Origin of the sequence: Defluviimonas salinarum (assembly GCF_026013545.1) — a bacterium.
In the GTDB taxonomy this organism is placed as follows: domain Bacteria; phylum Pseudomonadota; class Alphaproteobacteria; order Rhodobacterales; family Rhodobacteraceae; genus Albidovulum; species Albidovulum salinarum.
In genome coordinates this window covers 264,659-285,627 of sequence record NZ_JAPDOG010000002.1, presented here as the reverse complement: position 1 = coordinate 285,627, position 20,969 = coordinate 264,659, and the positions used below count along the sequence as shown (strand labels likewise).

Annotated in this window: 20 protein-coding genes and 1 tRNA gene; 9 read left to right on the top strand and 12 right to left on the bottom strand. The window is 67.5% G+C overall.

Annotation, left to right across the window (positions count from 1 at the left end; translation table 11 throughout):
- Nucleotide 1: 1 nt before the first annotated feature.
- The 5 genes from OM960_RS03700 to OM960_RS03680 all read right to left on the bottom strand — a co-directional run bounded on the left by OM960_RS03700 (nt 2) and on the right by OM960_RS03680 (nt 5,325).
- Nucleotides 2-1,024 (bottom strand): aspartate-semialdehyde dehydrogenase, encoded by a 1,023-nt coding sequence (locus OM960_RS03700; protein WP_263335526.1) that lies wholly within the window; start codon nt 1,022-1,024, stop codon nt 2-4.
- Between the two features lie 97 nt (nt 1,025-1,121).
- Complete coding sequence (locus tag OM960_RS03695; RefSeq protein ID WP_263335527.1) at nt 1,122-2,330, bottom strand: trans-sulfuration enzyme family protein; 1,209 nt, start codon at nt 2,328-2,330, stop codon at nt 1,122-1,124.
- Nucleotides 2,331-2,426: 96 nt separating this feature from the next.
- Nucleotides 2,427-3,047, bottom strand: a complete 621-nt coding sequence (locus tag OM960_RS03690) for a glycosyltransferase family 29 protein (protein WP_263335529.1) — start codon at nt 3,045-3,047, stop codon at nt 2,427-2,429.
- Complete coding sequence (locus tag OM960_RS03685) at nt 3,044-4,096, bottom strand: glycosyltransferase family 4 protein (protein ID WP_264771096.1); 1,053 nt, start codon at nt 4,094-4,096, stop codon at nt 3,044-3,046. The genes OM960_RS03690 and OM960_RS03685 overlap by 4 nt, the downstream gene beginning before the upstream one ends.
- Nucleotides 4,097-4,140: 44 nt before the next feature.
- On the bottom strand, nt 4,141-5,325 hold the full coding sequence (locus OM960_RS03680; protein ID WP_264771095.1) for an MFS transporter: 1,185 nt from the start codon (nt 5,323-5,325) through the stop codon (nt 4,141-4,143).
- 99 nt (nt 5,326-5,424) lie between these two features.
- Here OM960_RS03680 and thpR point away from each other — a divergent pair, with 99 nt between their 5' ends.
- Entirely contained in the window at nt 5,425-5,967 is a 543-nt protein-coding gene (gene thpR, locus OM960_RS03675) for an RNA 2',3'-cyclic phosphodiesterase (protein ID WP_264771094.1), read from the top strand.
- A gap of 257 nt (nt 5,968-6,224) precedes the next feature.
- On the opposite strand, the gene OM960_RS03670 is transcribed toward thpR, so the two are convergent.
- Nucleotides 6,225-6,301: transfer RNA gene (locus tag OM960_RS03670), tRNA-Pro, on the bottom strand.
- Nucleotides 6,302-6,481: 180 nt separating this feature from the next.
- Between OM960_RS03670 and OM960_RS03665 the strand changes: the two genes are divergently transcribed.
- On the top strand, nt 6,482-8,077 hold the full coding sequence (locus tag OM960_RS03665; protein WP_264771093.1) for a Na/Pi cotransporter family protein: 1,596 nt from the start codon (nt 6,482-6,484) through the stop codon (nt 8,075-8,077).
- A gap of 88 nt (nt 8,078-8,165) precedes the next feature.
- Here OM960_RS03665 and leuB read toward each other — a convergent pair whose 3' ends face one another.
- Nucleotides 8,166-9,272, bottom strand: a complete 1,107-nt coding sequence (gene leuB / locus OM960_RS03660) for a 3-isopropylmalate dehydrogenase (RefSeq protein ID WP_264771092.1) — start codon at nt 9,270-9,272, stop codon at nt 8,166-8,168.
- A 274-nt stretch (nt 9,273-9,546) separates the two neighbouring features.
- Here leuB and OM960_RS03655 point away from each other — a divergent pair, with 274 nt between their 5' ends.
- Entirely contained in the window at nt 9,547-9,987 is a 441-nt protein-coding gene (locus OM960_RS03655) for a cupin domain-containing protein (RefSeq protein ID WP_263335540.1), read from the top strand.
- A 141-nt stretch (nt 9,988-10,128) separates the two neighbouring features.
- Here OM960_RS03655 and OM960_RS03650 read toward each other — a convergent pair whose 3' ends face one another.
- The 5 genes from OM960_RS03650 to leuC all read right to left on the bottom strand — a co-directional run bounded on the left by OM960_RS03650 (nt 10,129) and on the right by leuC (nt 14,955).
- The gene (locus OM960_RS03650) at nt 10,129-11,184 is read right to left on the bottom strand and encodes an endonuclease/exonuclease/phosphatase family protein (protein ID WP_264771091.1); all 1,056 of its coding nucleotides are present in this window, start codon (nt 11,182-11,184) and stop codon (nt 10,129-10,131) included.
- Nucleotides 11,185-11,216: 32 nt separating this feature from the next.
- Nucleotides 11,217-12,053: a hypothetical protein gene (locus tag OM960_RS03645; protein WP_263335542.1), complete on the bottom strand. Its 837-nt coding sequence runs from the start codon at nt 12,051-12,053 to the stop codon at nt 11,217-11,219.
- A 277-nt stretch (nt 12,054-12,330) separates the two neighbouring features.
- The gene (leuD, locus tag OM960_RS03640) at nt 12,331-12,936 is read right to left on the bottom strand and encodes a 3-isopropylmalate dehydratase small subunit (RefSeq protein WP_263335544.1); all 606 of its coding nucleotides are present in this window, start codon (nt 12,934-12,936) and stop codon (nt 12,331-12,333) included.
- Between the two features lie 48 nt (nt 12,937-12,984).
- Nucleotides 12,985-13,512, bottom strand: a complete 528-nt coding sequence (locus OM960_RS03635; RefSeq protein WP_263335546.1) for an HdeD family acid-resistance protein — start codon at nt 13,510-13,512, stop codon at nt 12,985-12,987.
- Nucleotides 13,513-13,539: 27 nt separating this feature from the next.
- Nucleotides 13,540-14,955 carry a 3-isopropylmalate dehydratase large subunit gene (gene leuC, locus OM960_RS03630; protein WP_264771090.1) on the bottom strand — a complete coding sequence of 472 codons (1,416 nt, stop codon included), beginning with the start codon at nt 14,953-14,955 and terminating at the stop codon, nt 13,540-13,542.
- Between the two features lie 254 nt (nt 14,956-15,209).
- Between leuC and OM960_RS03625 the strand changes: the two genes are divergently transcribed.
- The 6 genes from OM960_RS03625 (at nt 15,210) to OM960_RS03600 (ending at nt 20,968) form a co-directional block, all read left to right on the top strand.
- Entirely contained in the window at nt 15,210-16,556 is a 1,347-nt protein-coding gene (locus OM960_RS03625) for a mechanosensitive ion channel family protein (protein WP_263335549.1), read from the top strand.
- 153 nt (nt 16,557-16,709) lie between these two features.
- The gene (rsfS, locus tag OM960_RS03620; RefSeq protein ID WP_263335551.1) at nt 16,710-17,081 is read left to right on the top strand and encodes a ribosome silencing factor; all 372 of its coding nucleotides are present in this window, start codon (nt 16,710-16,712) and stop codon (nt 17,079-17,081) included.
- Nucleotides 17,081-17,551, top strand: a complete 471-nt coding sequence (gene rlmH / locus OM960_RS03615) for a 23S rRNA (pseudouridine(1915)-N(3))-methyltransferase RlmH (RefSeq protein ID WP_264771089.1) — start codon at nt 17,081-17,083, stop codon at nt 17,549-17,551. The genes rsfS and rlmH overlap by 1 nt, the downstream gene beginning before the upstream one ends.
- A gap of 60 nt (nt 17,552-17,611) precedes the next feature.
- Entirely contained in the window at nt 17,612-18,187 is a 576-nt protein-coding gene (locus OM960_RS03610; RefSeq protein WP_264771088.1) for a hypothetical protein, read from the top strand.
- 121 nt (nt 18,188-18,308) lie between these two features.
- Nucleotides 18,309-19,832, top strand: coding sequence for a 2,3-bisphosphoglycerate-independent phosphoglycerate mutase (gene gpmI / locus OM960_RS03605; protein WP_264771087.1), 1,524 nt, complete (start codon nt 18,309-18,311; stop codon nt 19,830-19,832).
- A complete protein-coding gene (locus OM960_RS03600) occupies nt 19,829-20,968 on the top strand; it encodes a murein hydrolase activator EnvC family protein (RefSeq protein WP_263335557.1) in 1,140 nt (379 codons plus the stop codon). Before gpmI ends, OM960_RS03600 begins: the two co-directional genes overlap by 4 nt.
- The last annotated feature ends 1 nt before the right edge of the window (nt 20,969 follow it).

Below are 20,969 nucleotides of genomic sequence, written 5' to 3'. Positions count from 1 at the left end.
GTCACCCCTTCTTCAGGCAGCGGTTCCCGAGCGTCTCGGCAATCTGAACCGCATTCAGCGCCGCGCCCTTGCGCAGGTTGTCCGAGACGCACCAGAGATTCAATCCGTTGTCGATGGTCGAATCCTGGCGGATCCGGCTGATGAAGGTCGCGTAGTCGCCGACGCATTCCACCGGCGTGACGTAGCCGCCCGGCTCGCGCTTGTCGACGACCATGACGCCGGGCGCCTCGCGCAGGATGTCGCGCGCCTCATCCTCGTCGAGAAACTCCTCGAACTCGATGTTCACCGATTCCGAGTGACCGACGAAGACCGGGACGCGGACGCAGGTCGCGGTAACCTTGATCGTCTTGTCGAGGATCTTCTTGGTCTCGGCGACCATCTTCCACTCTTCCTTGGTCTGGCCGTCCTCGAGGAAGACGTCGATATGGGGAATGACGTTGAAGGCGATCTGCTTGGTGAACTTCTTCGGCGCCACTTCCTGGCCCGGCACATAGAGGCCCTTGGTCTGGTCCCAGAGCTCGTCGATGCCATCCTTGCCCGCACCCGACACCGACTGGTAGGTCGAGACGACGACGCGCTTGATCTTCGCGCGGTCATGCAGCGGCTTCAGCGCCACCACCATCTGCGCGGTCGAGCAGTTGGGATTCGCGATGATGTTCTTGTTCTTGTACATCTCCACCGCGTCCGGGTTGACCTCCGGCACGACGAGCGGGATTTCCGGGTCGTAGCGGTAGAGCGAGGAGTTGTCGATCACCACGCAGCCCTGCGAGGCCGCGATCGGCGCGTATTTCTTCGTCGCCTCCGAACCGATGGCAAAGAGCGCGATGTCCCAGCCGGTGAAGTCGAAACCCTCGATGTCCTTGGTCTTGACGGTCTTGTCGCCGAACGAAACCTCGGTGCCGAGCGACCTGCGCGAGGCAAGCGCGGCGATCTCGTCGACGGGAAATTCCCGCTCGGCGAGGATGTTCAGCATTTCGCGGCCCACATTCCCCGTGGCGCCGGCGACAACGACCTTGTAGCCCATCTGGGGTCTCCTAACGTTAAGGACGAGGCCCCTTAGCCGATCGCGCCCCGCAGATAAAGGCCCCGCCGCGCCGCAGCGCGGAAAAAACGCCGCAGGATCACAATACTCGGGCGAGATCGGCGATCAGATCCTCAGCATCCTCGAGCCCGACCGAGAGCCGGAACACCCCGTCGCCGGCGAAGGCGCGGTAGCTCTCCCTCGCGGCACCGTCGAGCCGGAACGAGCTGTCCATCAGGCTGTCGGTCTCCATCCAGAAGATCAGGCTCCGGTGATGGCCGAGCGAGACCGCGTAATGGATGATCTCGAGCCGGTCGATGAAGCCCTGCGCCAGCGCCCGGCCCCGCGCCGCGTCGCCGACCTGGAACGAGATCATTCCGGATGTGTTGGTCATCTGCCGCCGCGCGAGTTCGGCCTGGGGATGCGAGGCGAGGCCAGGATGGATCACGCGGGTCACCGAGGGGCGGGTTTCCAGCCATTCGGCGATCCGGATCGCGTTCCGCTGGTGCGCCTGCATCCGCAGGGGCAGCGTCGCCATGCCGCGGGCGATCAGCCAGGCGTTGAAGGGCGAGAGAATCCCACCGTGATGGATCGCCGCCTCGGCCCTGAGCTTCGCGACAAGCTCGGCACTGCCCGCCACCGCGCCGCCGACCGCGTCGCCGTGGCCGCCGATGTACTTCGTCACCGAATGCATGATCAGATCGACGCCGAGCGCCCGGCTGTCCTGCCCCAAGGGCGAGGCGAAGGTCGCGTCGCAGGAGAGCAGCGCCCCGGCGTCATGGGCGAGCCGCGCCACCGCCGCGAGATCGGTGAGCCGGCCGATCGGGTTCACCGGCGTTTCGGTGTGGACGAGCTTGGTCTCCGGCCGGATCGCCGCTGCCACCGCGTCGAGGTCGGACATGTCGACCAGCGTCACCGCGATCCCGAGCCGGGGCAGCGTGTCGCGCGCGAGCTCCGCGACCCCGGCATAGGAGACGTCCGAGACGACCGCATGATCGCCGGCCGAGAGGAACGTCAGGAAGATCGCCGTCGCCGCCGCCATGCCGGAGGCGAGGCAGAGGCAGTCCTCGGTCCCCTCAAGCGCCGCGATCTTGCGCTCCAGCAGCGCGACGGTGGGGTTGCCCCAGCGGGTATAGAGAAAGCCGGCGTCGTCGCGGAGGTCATGGGCGGAAAAGCCGGCCACCTGATCGGTCACGAAGGTCGAGGACATGTGCAGCGGCGGCGCCGAGGCGCCGGTCGCGGGGTCCGGTCCCTCGCCGGCATGGATGGCGGTGGTGTTCGGGCCGAGCGATGCGTTGCGGTGATCCATGGCGGTCCTCTCCGGTTTTCCCGAAGCCTCGCCCCGAACGCCTGTGCGCGCATCCCCGATTGCGACATGGTCGCGGCGTTTACCGGTTCCGGGCGCTCAGACCCCGGCCTGGCTCACCCGGTTGTCTTCGCGCAGGAGCCGCTCGACGAACGCCTTCTCGGCAGCGAAATCATGCGGCACCTGATCGGCGCGGCGCGATCCGGTGAGCGAGAGCGAGGCGAAGAAGTCGAAGCCGTGAAGGCGGAGCGAGGCGAGCCCGCTCGCCGCCAGCAGGTCGATCAGCATCGCTCCGGTGGTCGGCGGCGCGCCGAGCCGGTCGCGCAAGGCCGCCCAGTCGGCGAGCGGATGCAGGTAGAAGCCGGGCGACGTCGCCACGCCCCACGGCAGGCGCTTGCGCTTGTGCGACATCCAGAGGATGCGGCTTGCGCCGATGCGGTGCAGATCCTCGGCGCCGATCGAGGTGGCGAGCGCCAGCCAGTCGGTGCGCCGCCCATGCGTGCGCGAGGCTGGCATCGGCGCCCGGTTGATGCGGATCACCAGATCGGCCGCGTCGATCTCGAACCCCTCGTCGCGCTCCGCGAGCGAGCGGGCATTGCCGACGAGCGCCACGCGCTTGCCGTCAAGCTCGGCGAAGAGGTCGGCCCGCGCCACCGACAGCGCCGCGAGCGGTGCCTCGCGCCGGAGCGCCCGCGCGAGGTAGAAGCCCCCCCGGTTCACCAGCTCTCTCCCGCCAGAAGCCGCCGGTAGAGCGCGACGATGGCAGCCGCCTCGTCCTCGATCCGGAACGCCTGCCGCACCCGCTTAAGCGAGGCCGCACCGGCCCTTGCCCGCATCTCCGCGTCATCGAGGAAGGGCGCCACCGCCGCCGCGAGCGCCGGAATGTCGCCGGGCGCCACCAGCGCGCCGGTCTCCTCCGTCACGATCTCCTCGAAAGCGCCGACGCGGGTCGCCACCACCGGCACGGCGCAGGCCATCGCCTCGATCGGCGTGAGGCCGAAGCCCTCCCAGCGTTGCGGCGCGACATAGAGGTCCAGCACCCGGTACCAGTCGGCAATCTCGTGGACCGGCACCTCGGGCAGGAAGCGGATGCGGTCAGCCAGGCCGGCCGTTGCGACCTTCTCCTTTAGCCCGGTCAGGAAGCCGTCATGCCCCTCGGTCGCCCGCCCCATCACGAGCGCCGTCACCCCTGGCCGCCCGGGCAGGAGCGCGAGGGCGGCCTCGACGAAGGCGTCGGTCCCCTTTTGCGCCCGGATCCGCCCGTAGCAGCCGAGGATCACCTGATCCTTGGGCAGGCCGAGTTTGCGCCTCAGCGCGGCGCGGTCCTCGGGCCGCGAGAACGCCTCGGTGTCGATCCCGTGCAGGATCACCTCGGCCCCGCGTTCGAGATAGGCGGCGGTCTTTCGCGAGGTGGCGATCACCCCGTCCATCCGGCCGATGAGCCAGCGGGTATAGCCGGTATGCTTGCGCTGCGAGGCCGACGTGAAGAGCAAACGCAGCCGCCGCCTCAGGACATGCTTCAGCATGAGCCCCAGCAGCATCTCGGTGTTGCGCCGGGCATGCCAGACCCGGACCCGGTCGCGCGGCATGAGGAAAAGCCGCGACAGGGTGACATGCGGCACATGAGGGGGCAGGCCCGGCCCGGTCGCGGCAATGCCGATCATCCTTGCCTGCAAGGGCACCAGCCGCACGATCGTCGCCGTCACCCCCGAAAGCCGCCGCTTCAGGTTCGGTGCAATCACCTCGATGTCACGGATGTCGGGGGCCATGTGCTCTCCTTCGCGGGATGGTTAGCCCATGGGGCGCCGCAATTCTAGCCCGTCGCGTCGCGGCTGAAGAGGTAGAGAACGAGGCCGATCAGCAATGGCACGAGGAAGAAGAGGAAGAGCGCGGCGAACGGCGCCTCGGGACTCGCGGCGCCCGCCTCCATCGCCCGGTGGAACCGGCCGCTGGTGAATTGCAGGATCCCGGCGCCGCCGATCCCGAACATATTGAGGAAGGTCACCCCGCGCCCGACGAGATGGGGCGGAAAGAAGCTCCGCCCATGCGCCATGATCGCCGGGAAGGACGAGCCGAAGAAGCCCACGGCGGCAAGAAGCGCGGTCGCCGCCCAGAACCCCGCGCCGGGCGCGAGGGCAAGCGCCCCGAGTGCCACCGCCCCGGCCGCATTGCCCCAGAAAACCACCCATTTCCGCGTGCCGAAGATCCGGTCGAGCGGCCCGTAGGCGAAATTCCCCGCGACCATCGCGAGCGCCATGACAAGCGTCACCCGCCCGATCGCGAGCGCGTCTACGCCGAAGACCTCGGCGAGATAGGGCCCCGCCCAGAGCCCCCTTATCGCGGCGGCCGGCGCATAGGCGACAGCCATCAGCGGCAGAATCGCCCAGAGGCCGGGAATGCGGAGGAGATCGACGACCGACCCGCGCCCGGTCTCCGGCGCCGCCAACCGCTCGGGATCGCGCACGAAGATCCAAAGCGCGAGCGCCACCGCGACCGTCACCGCGGCGAGCCCGGTGAGCGCCGGCCGCCAGCCGATCTGCTCGACGAGCCAGGCCAAGGGCGCCGCCCCGGCGATGTTGCCGAGCGAGCCCGCGCCGATGATCGCGCCCGCGAGCGTGCCGAAGACGGCCGGCCGGTAGACCCGCGCGAAGATGTAGTAGGAGGCCATGAGCACCGGCGAACAGCCGATCCCGATCAACGCCATGGCGAGATGCACCGCGCCGGGACTTTGTGCGAGCGCGAAGACAAGCGCACCGCCGCCTCCGCCAAGACCGAGCAGGACCGAGGCCGTCAGACGCGGTCCGATCCGGTCGAGCGCGGCACCCACCGGCATCTGCATCACCGCGAAGACAAGAAACCAGATGCCCGAGGAGAGCGCGAGATCCCCCGGCGCCGCGCCGATCTCGGCACCAAGCACCGGCGCCAGCACCGCGAGAAAGGCGCGGTAGAACTGGCTCAGCACATAGCCCGCCACCAGAAAGATGAGCCCCGCCCGCATGTTGCCTCGTTTCGCTCCGATGGCCGCGACCGTGCGGCAGAAACGGCGCTTGCGCAAGGCCGGCCTTGGATCGTCCCGCCCGCCGTCCTACAAGTCCTCATGCGCGCCTTTCTCGCCATTCCCCTGCCCGAGAGCGTCATCGACGCGCTGGAGGATTTGCAGGTCGACCTGCCGTTCGGCCGGCTCGTGCGCCCCGAGAACCTGCACCTCACCCTCGCCTTCCTCGGCGAGGAGCCGCCCGAGGTGATCGAGGCGGTCCACGAGGCCCTGCTGTCGTTCCGCGCGACGGACTTCGACCTGGAACTGGCCGGGCTCGGCACCTTCGGCGGCCGCGAGCCGGCAAGCCTGCACATCGCCGCGACGCGCAGCCCCGCCCTGCGAGACCTCCATGCGCGGCTCCGCAACCGGCTTCACGGCGCGGGGCTGATGTTGCCGCGCGAACGCTTCGCGCCGCATGTGACGCTCGCCCGGTTCCGCCGCAACAGCCCCGCCGCCGACCACCAGAGACTTGGCGCCTTCATCGCCGCACGGGGCGAGACCCGCCTCGCCCCCTTCCCGGTCACGCATTTCTCGCTTTTCCGCTCGATCCTCGGCGCCGATGCACCGGTCTATGACGAGCTCGCCCGCTACATGCTGGGTTGACAGCGCTGTGCCTCCGCCGGGGGAATACAGATGAGCGCCCGTTCCGGGCGCACGCCTTCTGGCACTTCGTGCGGTTTGCCTCCGGCGCGGATGCTTCTTGCAAGATGAAGACGTCACCGGCCTTCATCTTGCGAACAAATATCCGCCGCGGAGCGCAGCGAGTGACTGCCGCGCCCGCGGCAGGCGCGAGAGGAAAGGCTTGCGCCCGGAACGGGCGCACATTTGGGAAACTGTCGATTTCCGGATGTTCGGGAAATTGGTCGGAGCGAGAGGATTCGAACCTCCGACCCCCTGCTCCCGAAGCAGGTGCGCTACCAGGCTGCGCTACGCTCCGACCGTGCCGCGGGGGTTACCGATTCCCGCAGCGTTTGGCAAGGGAGAAAGGACAGGAATTTCCGGCACGGCGCGCACTGAAGCGCCGCGTTCGAACAGGGCCCGCAGGATGCGCGCTCTGGGCGTTTTGCGGACAACGCGGATAATGTAGGTCCGGGACGGTTAAAACGGCATGGGCGGCATGCAGGGCGACATTCTCACGCTTCTCGGCGGAATCGGCATGTTCCTCCTCGGCATGCGCCTGATGACCGAGGCGCTCGGCCAGCTTGGCAGCCGCCAGTTGCGCGCGGTGCTCCGGCGGCTCACGACGTCGCCGGCCACCGGAGCCCTGGCCGGGGCCGTCACGACCGCGGCGATCCAGTCGTCGAGCGCGACGATGCTGATGACCATCGGCTTCGTCGGCGCCGGGTTCCTGACCTTTCCGCAAGCGGTCGGCGTCGTCTTCGGCGCCAATGTCGGCACCACGGTCACCGGCTGGATGGTCGTGCTGCTCGGGTTCAAGCTGCATCTCGCGACCGCGGCGCTGCCTCTGCTCTTCGCATCCGGCCTCTTCGCGGCGCTGGGGCGCGGGCAGGCGGCGCGGGTCGGCGCGATGCTTGCCGGTTTCAGCCTCGTGTTCCTCGGCCTCGACATGATGCAGGCAGGGGCCGAGGGATTCGGCGGGATGATGATCCCGGAGGCACTGCCGGCCGACACGATCGGAGGACGCCTGGCGCTCCTCGCGCTCGGGGTTGCCGTGACGCTGGTGATCCAGTCCTCGAGCGCCGGCGTGGCGATGACGCTCGTCCTGCTCGGCTCGGACGCGATCACGCTGCCACAGGCCGCATCTATGGTGATCGGCATGGACATCGGCACGACGTTCAAATCCGTTGTCGCGACGATGGGAGGGTCCCGCGACATGCGCCGCACCGCCATGGCCCACGTTGCCTACAACCTCGTCACCGGGGCGGTCGCCTTCGCGCTCGTGGGGATCGCCGTGCCGGCCCTCGACCAAGCCTTCGGTGGCGACGGTCCGGCCGCGCTCGTGGCCTTCCACACGCTCTTCAACCTGATCGGCACCCTGCTCATGCTGCCCGTTGCCGCGCCCTTCGCGCGGCTGATCGAGCGGCTCATTCCCGGCAGCGGCGCCGTCCTCGCCGAGTCGCTCGACCGCCGCCTGCTCGCCGATGCAGAGGCCGCGCTCGATTCCGCCCGCGGCGCGACCTCCGCCGTCGCCGCGGCGCTCTTTGCCGCTCTTGGCGCACGGCTCAGGCGTGGCGGGACCGATGCGGCGCTCCGCGATCTTGCGCCGCGGATGGGGCCGGTCCTCGACGACATCGGCGATTTCCTGATCCGGATCCGCGTGCCCGAGGGCAAGACCGACACGCTCGCCCGGCGGACCGCACTCCTGCATCGGTTCGATCACTTGCAGCGCCTCTGGCACCGGACGCGCCAGAAGGAGCGGCTGCGGACACTCGCAGCCGATCCGGTGTTGCGGCGCCCGACCGAGACCCTGGGCGCGGCGCTCCGGCTCGCGGCGGCGGCCCCCGACACGGCGCCGAACGACGCACGGATGCGGCGCATCAACCGGCTGATCGGCGAGCGCACGGGACGGCTGCGCCGCTCGGCGCTTCTGGCCGAACATGCCGGCCTCGTCAGCCCCTCCGGAGTGTTCGAGCGGACCGACGCGATCCGGGCGCTTCAGCGCGCCGCGCATCATGCCGAGCGCGTGATCCACTACGGCCTTGTCGCCGCGGGCGAGGCGCAGGAGGCGAAATCGGCAGAACAGGAGCCTTGACCGGTTTCGCCCGCGGGACCCGGGAAGCAGGAAGGGGCGCCGAGGGCGCCCCTTTTCGCGTAGTATCGTGCCGCTTGAACGAGAGCGATCAGAGCGACGCGTCGAGCGCCGCAACGACCGCGTTGCCCATCTCGGCGGTCGAGACCGGCTTGCCGCCCTCGGGCCCCATCAGATCGGCGGTGCGGACGCCGTCGGCGAGCACCTTCTCCACCGCCTTCTCCAGCCGGTCGGCCTCCGCACCCTGGTCGAAGGAGTAGCGCAGCGCCATCGCGAAGGAGAGGATGCAGGCGATCGGGTTGGCCTTGCCCTGCCCGGCGATGTCGGGGGCCGAGCCGTGCACCGGCTCGTAGAGCGCCTTCGGCCGGCCGTTCGCCATCGGCGCGCCGAGCGAGGCCGAGGGCAGCATGCCGAGCGATCCGGTCAGCATCGCCGCGGCATCCGACAGGAGGTCGCCGAAGAGGTTGTCGGTGACGATCACGTCGAACTGCTTCGGCCAGCGGCAAAGCTGCATCGCGCCGGCATCGGCGTACATGTGGCTGAGTTCGACGTCGGGATATTCCTCGTCATGCACCTTCTGCACGACCTCGCGCCAAAGGATGCCCGATTCCATCACATTGGCCTTCTCCATCGAGCAGACCTTGTTCCCCCGCCGCCGCGCCAGTTCGAAGGCCGAGCGCGCGACGCGGGCGATCTCGGATTCCGTGTAGCGCTGGGTATTGATCCCCACCCGCTCGTTGCCCTCGGTGAAGATGCCGCGAGGCTCGCCGAAATAGACGCCCGAGGTCAGCTCGCGCACGATCATGATGTCGAGGCCCGCGACGACCTCCTTCTTCAGCGAGGAGAAGTCCGCCAAAGCGTCGAAGCACTGTGCCGGGCGCAGGTTCGAGAAAAGGTCCATCTCCTTGCGGAGCCTGAGGAGCCCGCGCTCGGGCTTCACCGAGAAGTCGAGCTTGTCGTATTTCGGCCCGCCGACCGCGCCGAGCAGCACCGCGTCGACCTCCTGCGCCTTCGCCATGGTCGCATCCGCGAGCGGCGTGCCATGCGCGTCGTAGGCAGCGCCGCCGACAAGATCCTCGCTGACGTCGAAGCGAAGCCCGCGCTTGTCGCCGTACCAGTCGATGATCTTCTTCACTTCGGCCATGACTTCGGGGCCGATCCCGTCGCCGGGCAGGATGAGGAGGGAGGGATTGGCCACGTCGGCACTCCTGAGGCTGGAAAGGGTTTCCGCTCGCCTAGCCAAAGCCCGACGCGGGGTCAAGCGCGGGGGCGTCGGAACGAGCGCCCGGATCACGCCGTGAGGCTCGGATTCGGGTTGGTTCTTCGTAGTCCGCACCTGTGCTAGGATGCCGTGTGGGCGAAACGGCCAGCGACGGCCCTAACCGGCCCAAAGATCCGGGACAACGGAGTTCGAGGCGTGCGTCCGCACCCAAGTGCCACCTGTCGAGCAGTACAGGCGAATTTGGGAGGACATGATGATCTCGATAAAAGCTGCCTTGTCTGGCGCCGCTCTGTTTTCGCTAGGGGTACTTGCCGGCAATTTGGACATTGCCGCAGGGAAGGCACAGGAGGCCGGTCCGACCGAGAATATCGGGATCGGTATCACGAAGTTGGGCGTCGTGCCGGAAGAGTCCATGATCAGGCAGATCGGTATCGACGGCTACTTTCTGCAATTGCGCATCGCCACGCTGGAACCCGGCGGCCAAGTTGCGCGGCATCAGCATGACACTCGTCCAGGCCTCGTCTATACATTGGAAGGTTCATGGATCGAAGGACGGCCGGATGGCGAACGCGAGTATCCGGCCGGAGAGGGGATCGCTCTGGTTGAGGACGCAGACGCCGATCACTGGTTTTTCAACCGCGGCGACGAGCCCGTGAAAGTCTTGATCTGCGACCTTGGGCTGGCCGGCTAGTCACTCGTGCGTCGCGCGGTGAAGGAAGAACCTCTCCGGAGGCGGGCGTCCGGACGTCTGTCGGATTGCGCGAGACCTTCCACCTGGAGCCTGCCGTGAAGGATTGGACGGAAATCCTGAGAGCTACGTCGTGGCCCGGCTTCAGGGAAGTTCGACATCGACCCAGACGAGACGGTGGCGCGAGGCGGCCTCGGCCTCGGCGGAACCGAGTTCCTCCGGCGCCGGCCACCAGACGCCGGAGCCAGCGACCGCGAGGTCGGCGGACGGCAGCACATAGTCGACGCGCAGGTTCCCCGGCCCCGGCGTGTCGCGCCAGTCGGCTGTGTCGAGCTTGGGATCGCCTCGTTGAGCGGCATTTGCGCCCCCCTGCTCTGCTCCCGCACGGACCGCACCGGCGCTCGACGGCACCGGATCCTGAAGCCGCGGATCCGTCAGCAGTGCCTCGAGTGCGCCTGCCCGACCGTCGCCGTCCACCGGGTCGAGGTTGGCGTCGCCGAGGATCACGAATGGCGCGGCCGGCGGCGCGAACGGCAACTCGCCGTCGATGAACCGCAGCCAGAACGCCGCCTCGTCATGGTTCCGGCGCCCGTTCCGGTCCTCCGGCCCGTCAAAGACCGGCGGCGTCGCGTGAAACGCAAGGAGCGTCAGCGACCGCCCATCGGCGAGCGTCACCGGCACCGCCCAATGCCCGGTGGTCGAGAGACGCTGGATCGCGGCCGCGTCAGAGGAAAGCGCCGCGCCACTGATCAGGGATTCGGGCAGGTCGCGCCAGAGGAAGGCGGAGAAATCCTGCGCGGTGGACGCTTCGATCGGCAGGCGCGACAGCACCGCCATTCCGCCCTCGCCCGCGAACCGGCCGAAACCCTGTGCGTCGCCCGGCCCGCCGAGTTTGCCGTCACCGTCGAGGTCGATGCCGCTCGCCCGCCCGGTATTCGGCCTGAGGGCGAAATGATGCGGATAAGCCATCCCATGCGCCGCGATCCGCTGCGCGAAGGCCTCAAGCGCGACCCCGTCGAGGTCATAGTCGAACCCGGCCAGCAGGATCACGTCCGGCGCCGCCGTCGCGATCACCTCGGAGGCGGCCTCGACCTGGCGGTCCGCGCCGGTCAGGATATCGCGCAGGAGAAGCCCCGGCCCCTCGCGCGTCAACTCGGCATTGAAGGTCGCGATCCGCAGCGTCTCGGACTTCGCCGGCATCGTGGTGAACGTGGCCGCGACGGCAGCGGCGATCAGACGGGAAGCAGCTCGGCCTCGGCAGCCATGTGGTTCTGCTTTCGCTTCTCGGCGATCATCCCGGCGATACGGCTCATCGCGATGCCGCGCATGAGGAGGGAAGCAGGAAGGAAAGCCCATGCGCTCATCGTCCAAATCAGGGTCTGCGGGCTTTGGAGCGTCACCGGTGAGAAGGCCAGCGACGCGAGCTTCACCGCCGCGGGAACGAGGAACGGTAGAAGGATGCCGAGCAGGATGTTGAAACGTGCGTCGCGCTGAAGCCGGCTGACGACATCGCCGCCGCGGGTCGGATCAAATGTCGGCAGGTTGATCCAGACATTGAAGGTGCCGATCCGCGCTGGCCAGCCAATCACCCGCATCGACGCGACGAAGGCGATCAGCGTCAGGAGCGAGATCATGTAGCTGATCCCCGACGCCGTGCGCACTAACTGCAGATGTTCGAGGCTTATGTCCTCGGGCAGCATCAGCACCACGAGACGCACCGGGCTGTAGGGCACATCGATCGCCTCGCCGAGGCGGCTGCCGAGCACCTCGATGAACGTCGTCAGGGTCGTCGGCTGGCTCTGGCCGCGCACGAGGGTCGAGAGGAGGAGAACCGTCGCGAAGAGCGACAGGAACCGCAGCCGGTTGAACGGCGGCGCATCGCGGAATTCCACTACTCCGGGATAGGTCGAGGCATATTCGAAGAAGGTCAGAGCCGCAGCGAAAAGGGCAACCAGGGCAACGATTTGCGTGGTGTCGCTACTCACATGGGGCAGCATGAGCGAGGGCGTCGCCACTAGCACCATTATCAACACTGCGCGCACCAGCGCACCTGTGAGCTGCGAAATCACTGCCCTACGTCCCCTGTCCGGCTGAAGCCGGTTCTTTGCCTCGCCTTGCGATCGGCGTCACTCCGCCAATCGTGGCGCTTGGCCTCAATTGTGACCGATTCTTGCCCAAATCGACCTCCACAACAACCAATGATGAGGTAGACCAAGGCTTTCGGACCTTTTCGTGGTGCAAGTGGTGCGACATTGCATCATTTCATGAGCAAGAATCCGCCGAGAATGGTTCAAAAATAAGGCCGCCCAAGAGGGCGGCCGAAATTTCATCGTGTTGACAATGGGTTCACACCCAGGGGCGAGCCTGCGCCGCACTGCTTTCGAACGCGTCGATCGCCGCAGCTTTTTCAAGCGTCAGGCCGATATCGTCGAGTCCATTCAGCAGGCAATGCTTGCGGAACGCATCCACTTCGAAGCCGAAGCTCTGCCCGTCGGAGCTCGTCACGGTCTGTACCTCAAGGTCCACGGTCATGCGCGCGTTGGCGCCCTTGCGGGCATCCCCCATGAGCACATCGACGGCGTCCTGGGGCAGCACGATCGGCAAGATGCCGTTCTTGAAGCAGTTGTTGAAGAAGATGTCGGCGAAGCTCGTGGAGATCACGCAGCGGATGCCGAAGTCGAGCAGCGCCCAGGGGGCGTGCTCGCGCGAGGAGCCGCAGCCGAAGTTGTCGCCCGCGACGAGGATCTGCGCGTCGCGGTAGGCCGGCTGGTTGAGCACGAAGCTCTCGATCTCCGACCCGTCTGCGTTGTAGCGCATCTCGTCGAAGAGGTTCTTGCCGAGCCCTGACCGCTTGATCGTCTTCAGGAACTGCTTGGGGATGATCATGTCGGTGTCGATGTTCACGAGTGGCATCGGCGCAGCGATCCCGGTCAGGGTTGTGAATTTGTCCATGCTTGTCTCCGTCGGAACCGGGCCCCGCCCGCGTTCCGGTTCAGTGTTTTACTTGAGCCTTCCGCCCATCGCGCGGAGGAAGAACGCCATCACGACGAACCCCGCCCCGTTGAAGAGCAGTTCGATACCGAGAAGGATCCCGAGGATGTTGACCGAAGCGGTGGCGAAATTCGCGAGGATGTAGCCGCCGAGCAGCACCGAAAGGGCGCCTGAAATCAGCATTGGCCAGAAGAACCGCGTGTCCCGCATACGCCAAGAAAAGGCGATCCGCACGATCCCGCTGCTGATCAGCAGGATCACGATCAGAAACGCCAGCGAGATCAAGCCTTCCAGCGGGTTGAAGAGGAAGGACACCCCCAGGAAGGCCATCAGCGCTCCGAGAAGGACGCTGAAGAACTTGCTGGCAGTGCCCTCTGCCGAGAATCCGCCGACAATCTGGAAAGCGCCGCTGACGAGGAACACGACACCTGTGAGTGTAGTGACCGCCAGGGACGCCGCGAAGGTATTGCCCAGGACGATCACGCCGAACACGACCGACAGAACACCCAGCAGCAGATATTTCAGCCATTCCTTCATCGAAAACCGCTCCTCGTACGTTGCACTTCAGGCATGGGTTAGCATGAAGTCCCGTACATCTGTCAGGTGCCCCGTAACCGCCGCCGCCGCGGCCATCGCGGGGCTCATCAGATGGGTGCGCCCACCCCGGCCCTGACGGCCCTCGAAGTTGCGGTTCGAGGTCGCCGCGCAGCGTTCACCCGGCGAAAGCTGGTCGGGGTTCATCGCAAGGCACATCGAGCAGCCCGCGAGCCGCCATTCGAACCCGGCGTCGATGAAAATCTGCGCCAGACCTTCCTCTTCCGCCTGCGCGCGCACGAGACCGGAGCCCGGCACGACCATCGCCCGGATCCCGGCGGCGATCTTCTTGCCCTTGAGGATCTCGGCGGCCGCCCTGAGATCCTCGATCCTGCCGTTGGTGCAGGAGCCGATGAAGACCGTGTCGATCTTGATGTCAGTCAGCTTCTGGCCCGGCGTCAGGCCCATGTACTCGATCGACCGCGCCGCGGCCTCGACCTTGCCCCCCTTGAAGTCTTCGGGCGAGGGCACGGCGCCGGTGATCGGCAGCACGTCCTCGGGGCTCGTGCCCCAGGTCACGACCGGGGCGATGTCCTCGCCCTTCAGCGTCACGACCTTGTCGAAATGCGCGCCCTCGTCGGTCTTGAGCGTCTTCCACCAGGTCAGTGCGGCTTCCCACTGCGCGCCCTTCGGCGCGTGGGGCCGGCCCTTCACATACTCGAAGGTCTTCTCGTCCGGCGCGATCAGGCCGGCCCGCGCGCCGCCCTCGATCGCCATGTTGCAGACAGTCATGCGGCCTTCCATCGACAGGTCGCGGATCGCCTCGCCGCAGTATTCGATGACATAACCGGTGCCGCCGGCGGTGCCGGTCGCGCCGATCACCGACAGGGTGATGTCCTTGGCGGTGACGCCCGGCCTGAGCTTGCCGGTGATCTCCACCTTCATGTTCTTCGACTTCTTCTGGATCAGCGTCTGGGTGGCGAGCACATGCTCCACTTCCGACGTGCCGATGCCATGCGCCAGCGCTCCGAAGGCGCCGTGCGTCGCGGTGTGGCTATCCCCGCAGACCACGGTCATGCCCGGCAGGGTCCAGCCCTGTTCGGGACCGACGATATGGACGATGCCCTGGCGGATGTCGGAGACGGGGTAGTAGTTGATGCCGAAATCCCTGGCGTTCTTGTCGAGCGCCTCGACCTGGATCCGGCTTTCCTCGTTCTCGATCCCCTTCTCGCGGTCGAGCGTCGTCGGCACGTTGTGGTCCGGCACCGCGATGGTCTTTTCCGGCGCCCGCACCTTGCGGCCGGTCATGCGCAGGCCCTCAAAGGCCTGCGGCGAGGTCACCTCGTGGACGAGGTGGCGGTCGATATAGAGAAGGCAGGTGCCATCGTCCTGAGTGTCGACGACATGTGCATCCCAGATCTTGTCATAGAGGGTCTTGGGGGACATCGGTCCGCTCCCGTTGAACTGTTGAGAGAAGGGCAGTGACTGTTTGCGCCGCGCGCGCGATCAGGCGCGGGCAAGCACGCTGAGCGTCGCTCCGAAGAAGCGCCAGGGCAGGCGCGCACGGTCATCCATGTCGAAAATGCGCTTCATGCGCGCAGGAGATACACTTTGGCCCCGAGTCCCGCAAGCGAAAGCGCGAGCCTTGCCACCGCCGCCGCGATGCTGGCACAAGAAGGCAGGACCAGGGAAAGGGCCAGATGGAAGGCGAATACGAAACGATCCTGTCCGGCCTCGAAGAGCTGTGGTCGATGCTCTGGCTCAACCTGCGGCTCCTGTGGTTGCCGAACCAGCTCGGCCAGCTGGCCACGATCCTCAGCTGCGTTGCCCTGGCCTGGCTTCTGGACCGCCAGATCGGTCCGAAGTTCGAGGACTGGATCCGGTCGCTGGAGGGCCGGCCGAAGTGGCAACTGCGCTGGCTTATCGTGCTGCGCAACCGGATGGCACTGGCGTATTTCGCGACGCTTTGCTGGCTCGCCTCTGGCGCGTTCTCGCTCATCTACACCTTCCCGTCGCGCCGCTACCTGCTCACGCTGGCCGCGACGATCGCCACGGCGTGGCTCTTCATCCGCATCGCGGCCCAGGTGGTGCGCAACCGCTCCCTCAGGCGGCTGACGGTCTGGGGCCTGACGATCTACGCCACGATCTACTATCTCGGCCTCGTCGACGAGGCGGCGATCCTGCTCGACGACATCTCGATCGAGTTCGGCGACTTCAAGCTCAGCGTCCTGGCGATCCTCAAGGCGGCCATCGTCACCGCATTGCTGGTGATCGCCGCGCGCACGGCGTCGCACACGGCCGCGAGACGGATCGGCGCGAACGAGGACATCAGCCCCTCGATGCGCGTGCTGACAGTGAAGTTCCTGCAGATCACGCTCTACTCGGCAGCCTTCTTCATCGGCCTGAAGGCGGTGGGGTTCGATCTGACCGGGCTCGCGGTCCTGTCGGGCGCCATCGGCCTCGGCCTTGGCTTCGGCCTGCAGAAGGTGGTGTCGAACCTCGTCTCGGGCGTGATCATCCTGCTCGACAAGTCGATCAAGCCCGGCGACGTCATCTCGCTCGGTGACACTTTCGGCTGGATCGAGGAACTCGGCGCGCGCTACGTCTCGGTCGTCACCCGCGACGGCAAGGAATACCTGATCCCGAACGAGGACCTGATCACGGGCCAGGTGGTGAACTGGTCCCATACGAACCAGTTCGTCCGGATCGACCTCTTCTTCGGCACCGCCTACGGCGATGATCCCCATCTCGTGCGCAAGATCGCGATCGAGGCGGCCCATTCGGTGAAACGCGTGCTGAGTTCCCGGCCCGCCGTCTGCCACATCACCGGCTTCGGCGACAGTTCGGTCGACTACATCCTGCGCTTCTGGATCTCCGATCCGGTCGAGGGGCTGACCAATGTGCGCGGCAATGTCTATCTGGCGCTCTGGGACGCGTTCAAGAAACACGGGATCTCGATCCCGTTCCCCCAGCGCGAGGTCACGGTGCTGAAGGGCTCGGAACTGCGGACCGAGACCATCCGGCCACGCCCCGACACCGGAAGCTGACCCCTGGGCCGGCCGTCATTGAGCTTTCCCCCCCGCGATGCTACCGTGGGATCATGACCAGCGCCGGGGTCGGGTCGGCGCACATCCCAGGAGGACGATGTCCTGTTTCATACTGCAAAGGCGGCCGCGTCTCAGGCCGCAGGGCCGGTGCCAATGACGGCAGAGCCCACCGAGATCCAGAGCGACGTTCTGCTCGCCCGGATTCTCTCCTCCCTCGATGACGACAAGGCCGAAGACGTGGTGACGATCGATCTCCGCGGGCGGTCCTCCGTCGCCGATTACATGGTGATCTGCTCGGGGCGCTCCTCGCGCCAGGTCGCGGCGATCGCCGAGAAGCTGGTAGAACGGCTGAAGCACGAGTTCGGCCGCAACTGCAAGATCGAAGGCAAGGATGCCGGCGACTGGGTGCTGATCGACAGCCAGGACGTCGTGGTTCACGTCTTCCGTCCGGAAGTGCGCGAGTTCTACCAGCTCGAGAAGATGTGGATGCCCGCCGGCGCGGGACTGGCCTCGCGCCAGAACTGATGCGCCTGCACATCTGCGCCGTGGGCCGGCTCCGGGCCGGACCGGAGCGTGCGCTGGTCGATGACTACCTGACACGGTTCGACAGGACGGGCCGGGCCTTGGGCCTCGGCCCGGTTTCCGTTCACGAGGTCGAGGACAGGAAGGGCGGCGGCATGGAGGCCGAGGCGCCGCTCCTGCGCCGCGCGGTTCCCGCGGGCGCCCTTCTCGCCATCATGGACGAACGCGGCCGCACCATGTCCTCTCCCGATTTCGCCGAGATGCTGGCGCGCTGGCGCGACGCCGGCCGGCAGGACGTCGCCTTCCTGATCGGCGGCGCCGACGGGCTCGCGCCGGGCCTTCGCGCCGAGGCGGACCAGGCGATCTCGTTCGGGGCGATGGTCTGGCCGCACATGCTGGTCCGGGTGATGCTGGCCGAACAGATCTACCGCGCCGCCTCGATCCTCGCCGGCGCGCCCTATCACCGGGTCTGAGCAGCGGTTTCTTCCCTTTCCGCCCGCGTGGTAGGCTGCGGGAAAGGAAGGAACGCGACAATGACCCCAGATCTTCGCTTGCGCCGGATCCTGCCGGCCCTCTGCCTCCTCGCCGCCTTCGCCGCACCTTTCGAGCCCGCCGCGGCACAAGACGCGAAGGAAGCCGCGCGGATGCTCGGTGCCGACGAGCGCCGGATGGACACCATCTACACGCTCGACTACGCGATGCGCGAACTGATGTGGCACCAGAGCATGTCGATCCTCGCGGCCTATGGCGGCTACAACTCCTATGAGCGCACTGATGGCAGCGCGAATTCCGGCGACCTCCGGCGGCTTACGAACCGCATCGGCCTGAATCGCGAAAGCCTGGCCGATTTCCGCCGCACCTTTGCCCGGGACCGGGACCTGCCGGAGGAGGATGCCGGGCTGGTCACCGGCGTGGCGGAGGATTACGAGGACCTCCTCGCTGCAGCCGAAACTGTCGCGGAACTTCTTGACGCGAGCGATGCAGAGGCCGCGAACATCGCCTATCGCGATGGCTCCGTGCCGGTCGCCAAGTCGATCGGCGCCGATCTCTACACGCTGCGCCGCGCCGCCCGTGACCGATTTCAGAGGACGGCACGGGCGCAGCGCTGATCACGGCCCCAATCAGAACGGGACCACCCGACCCGCCGGGAGGCGGCGGCCTTGCCCGCGCCCTGTTGCGGAGGCGCCCACGCCGTCCTAGAAGGTGCGGCACAAGAGGAAGGAGCCGTCAATGCCGAACCCCCGCCCCGTCGTCCTCTGCATCCTCGACGGCTGGGGCCTGCGCGCCGAGACCGAGGGCAACGCGGTCGCGCTCGGCCAGACCCCGGCCTTCGACCGGATCATGGCCTCCTGCCCGAACGCGCGACTGGTGACGCACGGTCCGGATGTCGGGCTGCCCTCGGGCCAGATGGGCAATTCCGAGGTCGGCCACACGAATATCGGCGCAGGCCGGGTGGTGGCGATGGATCTCGGCCAGATCGACCTCGCGATCGAGGACCGCTCGTTCTTCTCCAATGCCGCGATCGCGGCCTTCATCCAGACGCTGAAGGCCGATGGCGGCACCGCGCACCTGATGGGCGTGGTCTCGGACGGCGGCGTCCATGGCCATATCGACCATGTCCTCGCCGCCTGCGAGATGATCGCGGGCGCCGGTGTGCCCGTGGTGCTCCACGCTGTCACCGATGGCCGCGACGTCGCGCCGAAATCGGCCGACAGCTTCGTCGCCGACCTAGTCGCGCGCCTGCCCGAAGGCGCGAAGGTCGGCACCGTGACCGGGCGCTATTTCGCGATGGACCGCGACAACCGCTGGGACCGGGTGGAGCGCGCCTATGCCGCGATGATGAAGGCCGAAGGTCTAACCGCCGCCTCCGCGCCCGAGGCCGTCACCGCCGCCTATGCGCGCGGCGAGACCGACGAATTCATCCAGGCCACGGTGATCGACGGCTACCAGGGCGCGAAGGACGGCGACGGCTTCTTCTGCCTCAACTTCCGCGCCGACCGGGCCCGCGAGATCCTGCTCGCCGTGGGCGAGGACGACTTTGCAGGCTTCGCGCGCGGCATCCGCCCGCACTGGAGCGCGATCCTCGGCATGGTCGACTATTCCAAGACCCACGACGCCTTCATGGCCGCGGCCTACCCGAAGCGCCCGGTCGCGAACACGCTCGGCGCTTGGGTGGCGGTGCACGGGCTGAAACAGTTCCGCATCGCCGAGACCGAGAAGTACCCCCACGTCACCTTCTTCCTCAACGGAGGCAAGGAAGTGCCGGAGGAGGGCGAGGACCGCCACATGGCCCCCTCGCCCAAGGTCGCGACCTACGACCTTCAGCCCGAGATGTCGGCCCCCGAGGTTTCCGACACGCTCGTCGCCGCGTTCGGCAGGGGCTACGACCTCATCGTGGTGAACTACGCCAATCCCGACATGGTCGGCCACACCGGCGATCTCTCCGCCGCGATCGCCGCCGTCGAGGAGGTCGACCGCGGCCTCGCCCGCGCGATGATCGCGCTCGAGGCGGCCGGCGGGGCGATGATCGTCACCGCCGACCACGGCAATTGCGAGATGATGATCGACCCCGAGACCGGCGGGCCGCACACCGCGCACACGACGAACCCGGTGCCGGTCGTGCTGGTCGGCGGACCGGAGGGCGTGACGCTCCGTAACGGCCGCCTCGCCGACCTCGCGCCGACGCTGCTCGACCTGATGGGCCTCGACCTGCCGCCCGAGATGACCGGCCGGACACTCATCGAACGCGCATGAGGCTGCCCGCCCTCCTCCTCGCGCTTGCGTTTGCGCCCGGCCTGCCCCCCGCCGCCTCTGCGGAGGATCCCGCGGTCCCGGCAGCCGAACAGGCCGCGGAGAACCTGCGCGGCGCGATTGAGGCATTGAACTCTGCTCATGGGTCGCGCGACCGGGTGGCCGCGCTCACCCGGACGATCCAGGCCTACGAGGACGGGCTTGCCTCGTTGCGCGACACGCTCCGCCGTGCCTCGCTGCGGGAGGCGGAGATCGCCGCCGATTTCGACGCCAAGCGCGACCGGATCGGCCAGCTTCTCGGCGTGATGTCGGCGATGGAGCGCGATTCGGCACCGCTCCTGCTGCTGCATCCCGACGGTCCGGTCGGCGCCGCGCGATCCGGCATGATCCTCTCCGCCGTCGCCCCCGCGCTGGAGACCGAGGCCGACGCGCTTGCCGCCCAGCTCGCCGAACTTGCGCACCTCCGGCAGCTCCAGTCGGAGACGGCAGAGATGCTGGCCAAGGGCCTCGCGGGTGCGCAGGGCGCGCGGACCGCGCTCAGCAAGGCGATCCAGGACCGCACCGACCTTCCCCAGCGGTTCCTTGACGATCCCGAGGAGGTGACCGCGCTGGTGGCGAGCGCCGACAGCCTCGACGCCTTCGCGAACGGGCTCGCCGCGATGGAGACCGATATCGGCGCGCCGATGGACGATTTCGCCGGCGCGAAGGGCGCGCTGCCGCTGCCGGTGCGCGGCACACTCCTGCGCGGCGCCGGCGCGGCCGACGCCGCCGGCATCCGCCGCCCCGGCATCCTTGTCGAGACCAGCCCCGGCGCTCTGGTCACAGCGCCCTGGCCGGCGACGATCCGCTACCGCGGCCCGCTGCTCGACTACGGAAATGTGATGATCGTTGAGCCGGCATCGGGTTATCTTCTGGTACTTGCCGGGCTGGGCACCGTTTACGGGGATACCGGAGACGTGCTCGAAGCCGGCGCGCCGATCGGCCTCATGGGCGGCGCGGCGCCCGGTGAAGGGCTCACCGACGCCGAGTCCAAGGAAACCGGTGGCGAAGTGCGCACGGAAACGCTTTATATAGAGTTGAGACAGGGCAAGGAGCCCGTGGACCCCGGCCCTTGGTTCATTGAGACAAGGAAAGACTGAG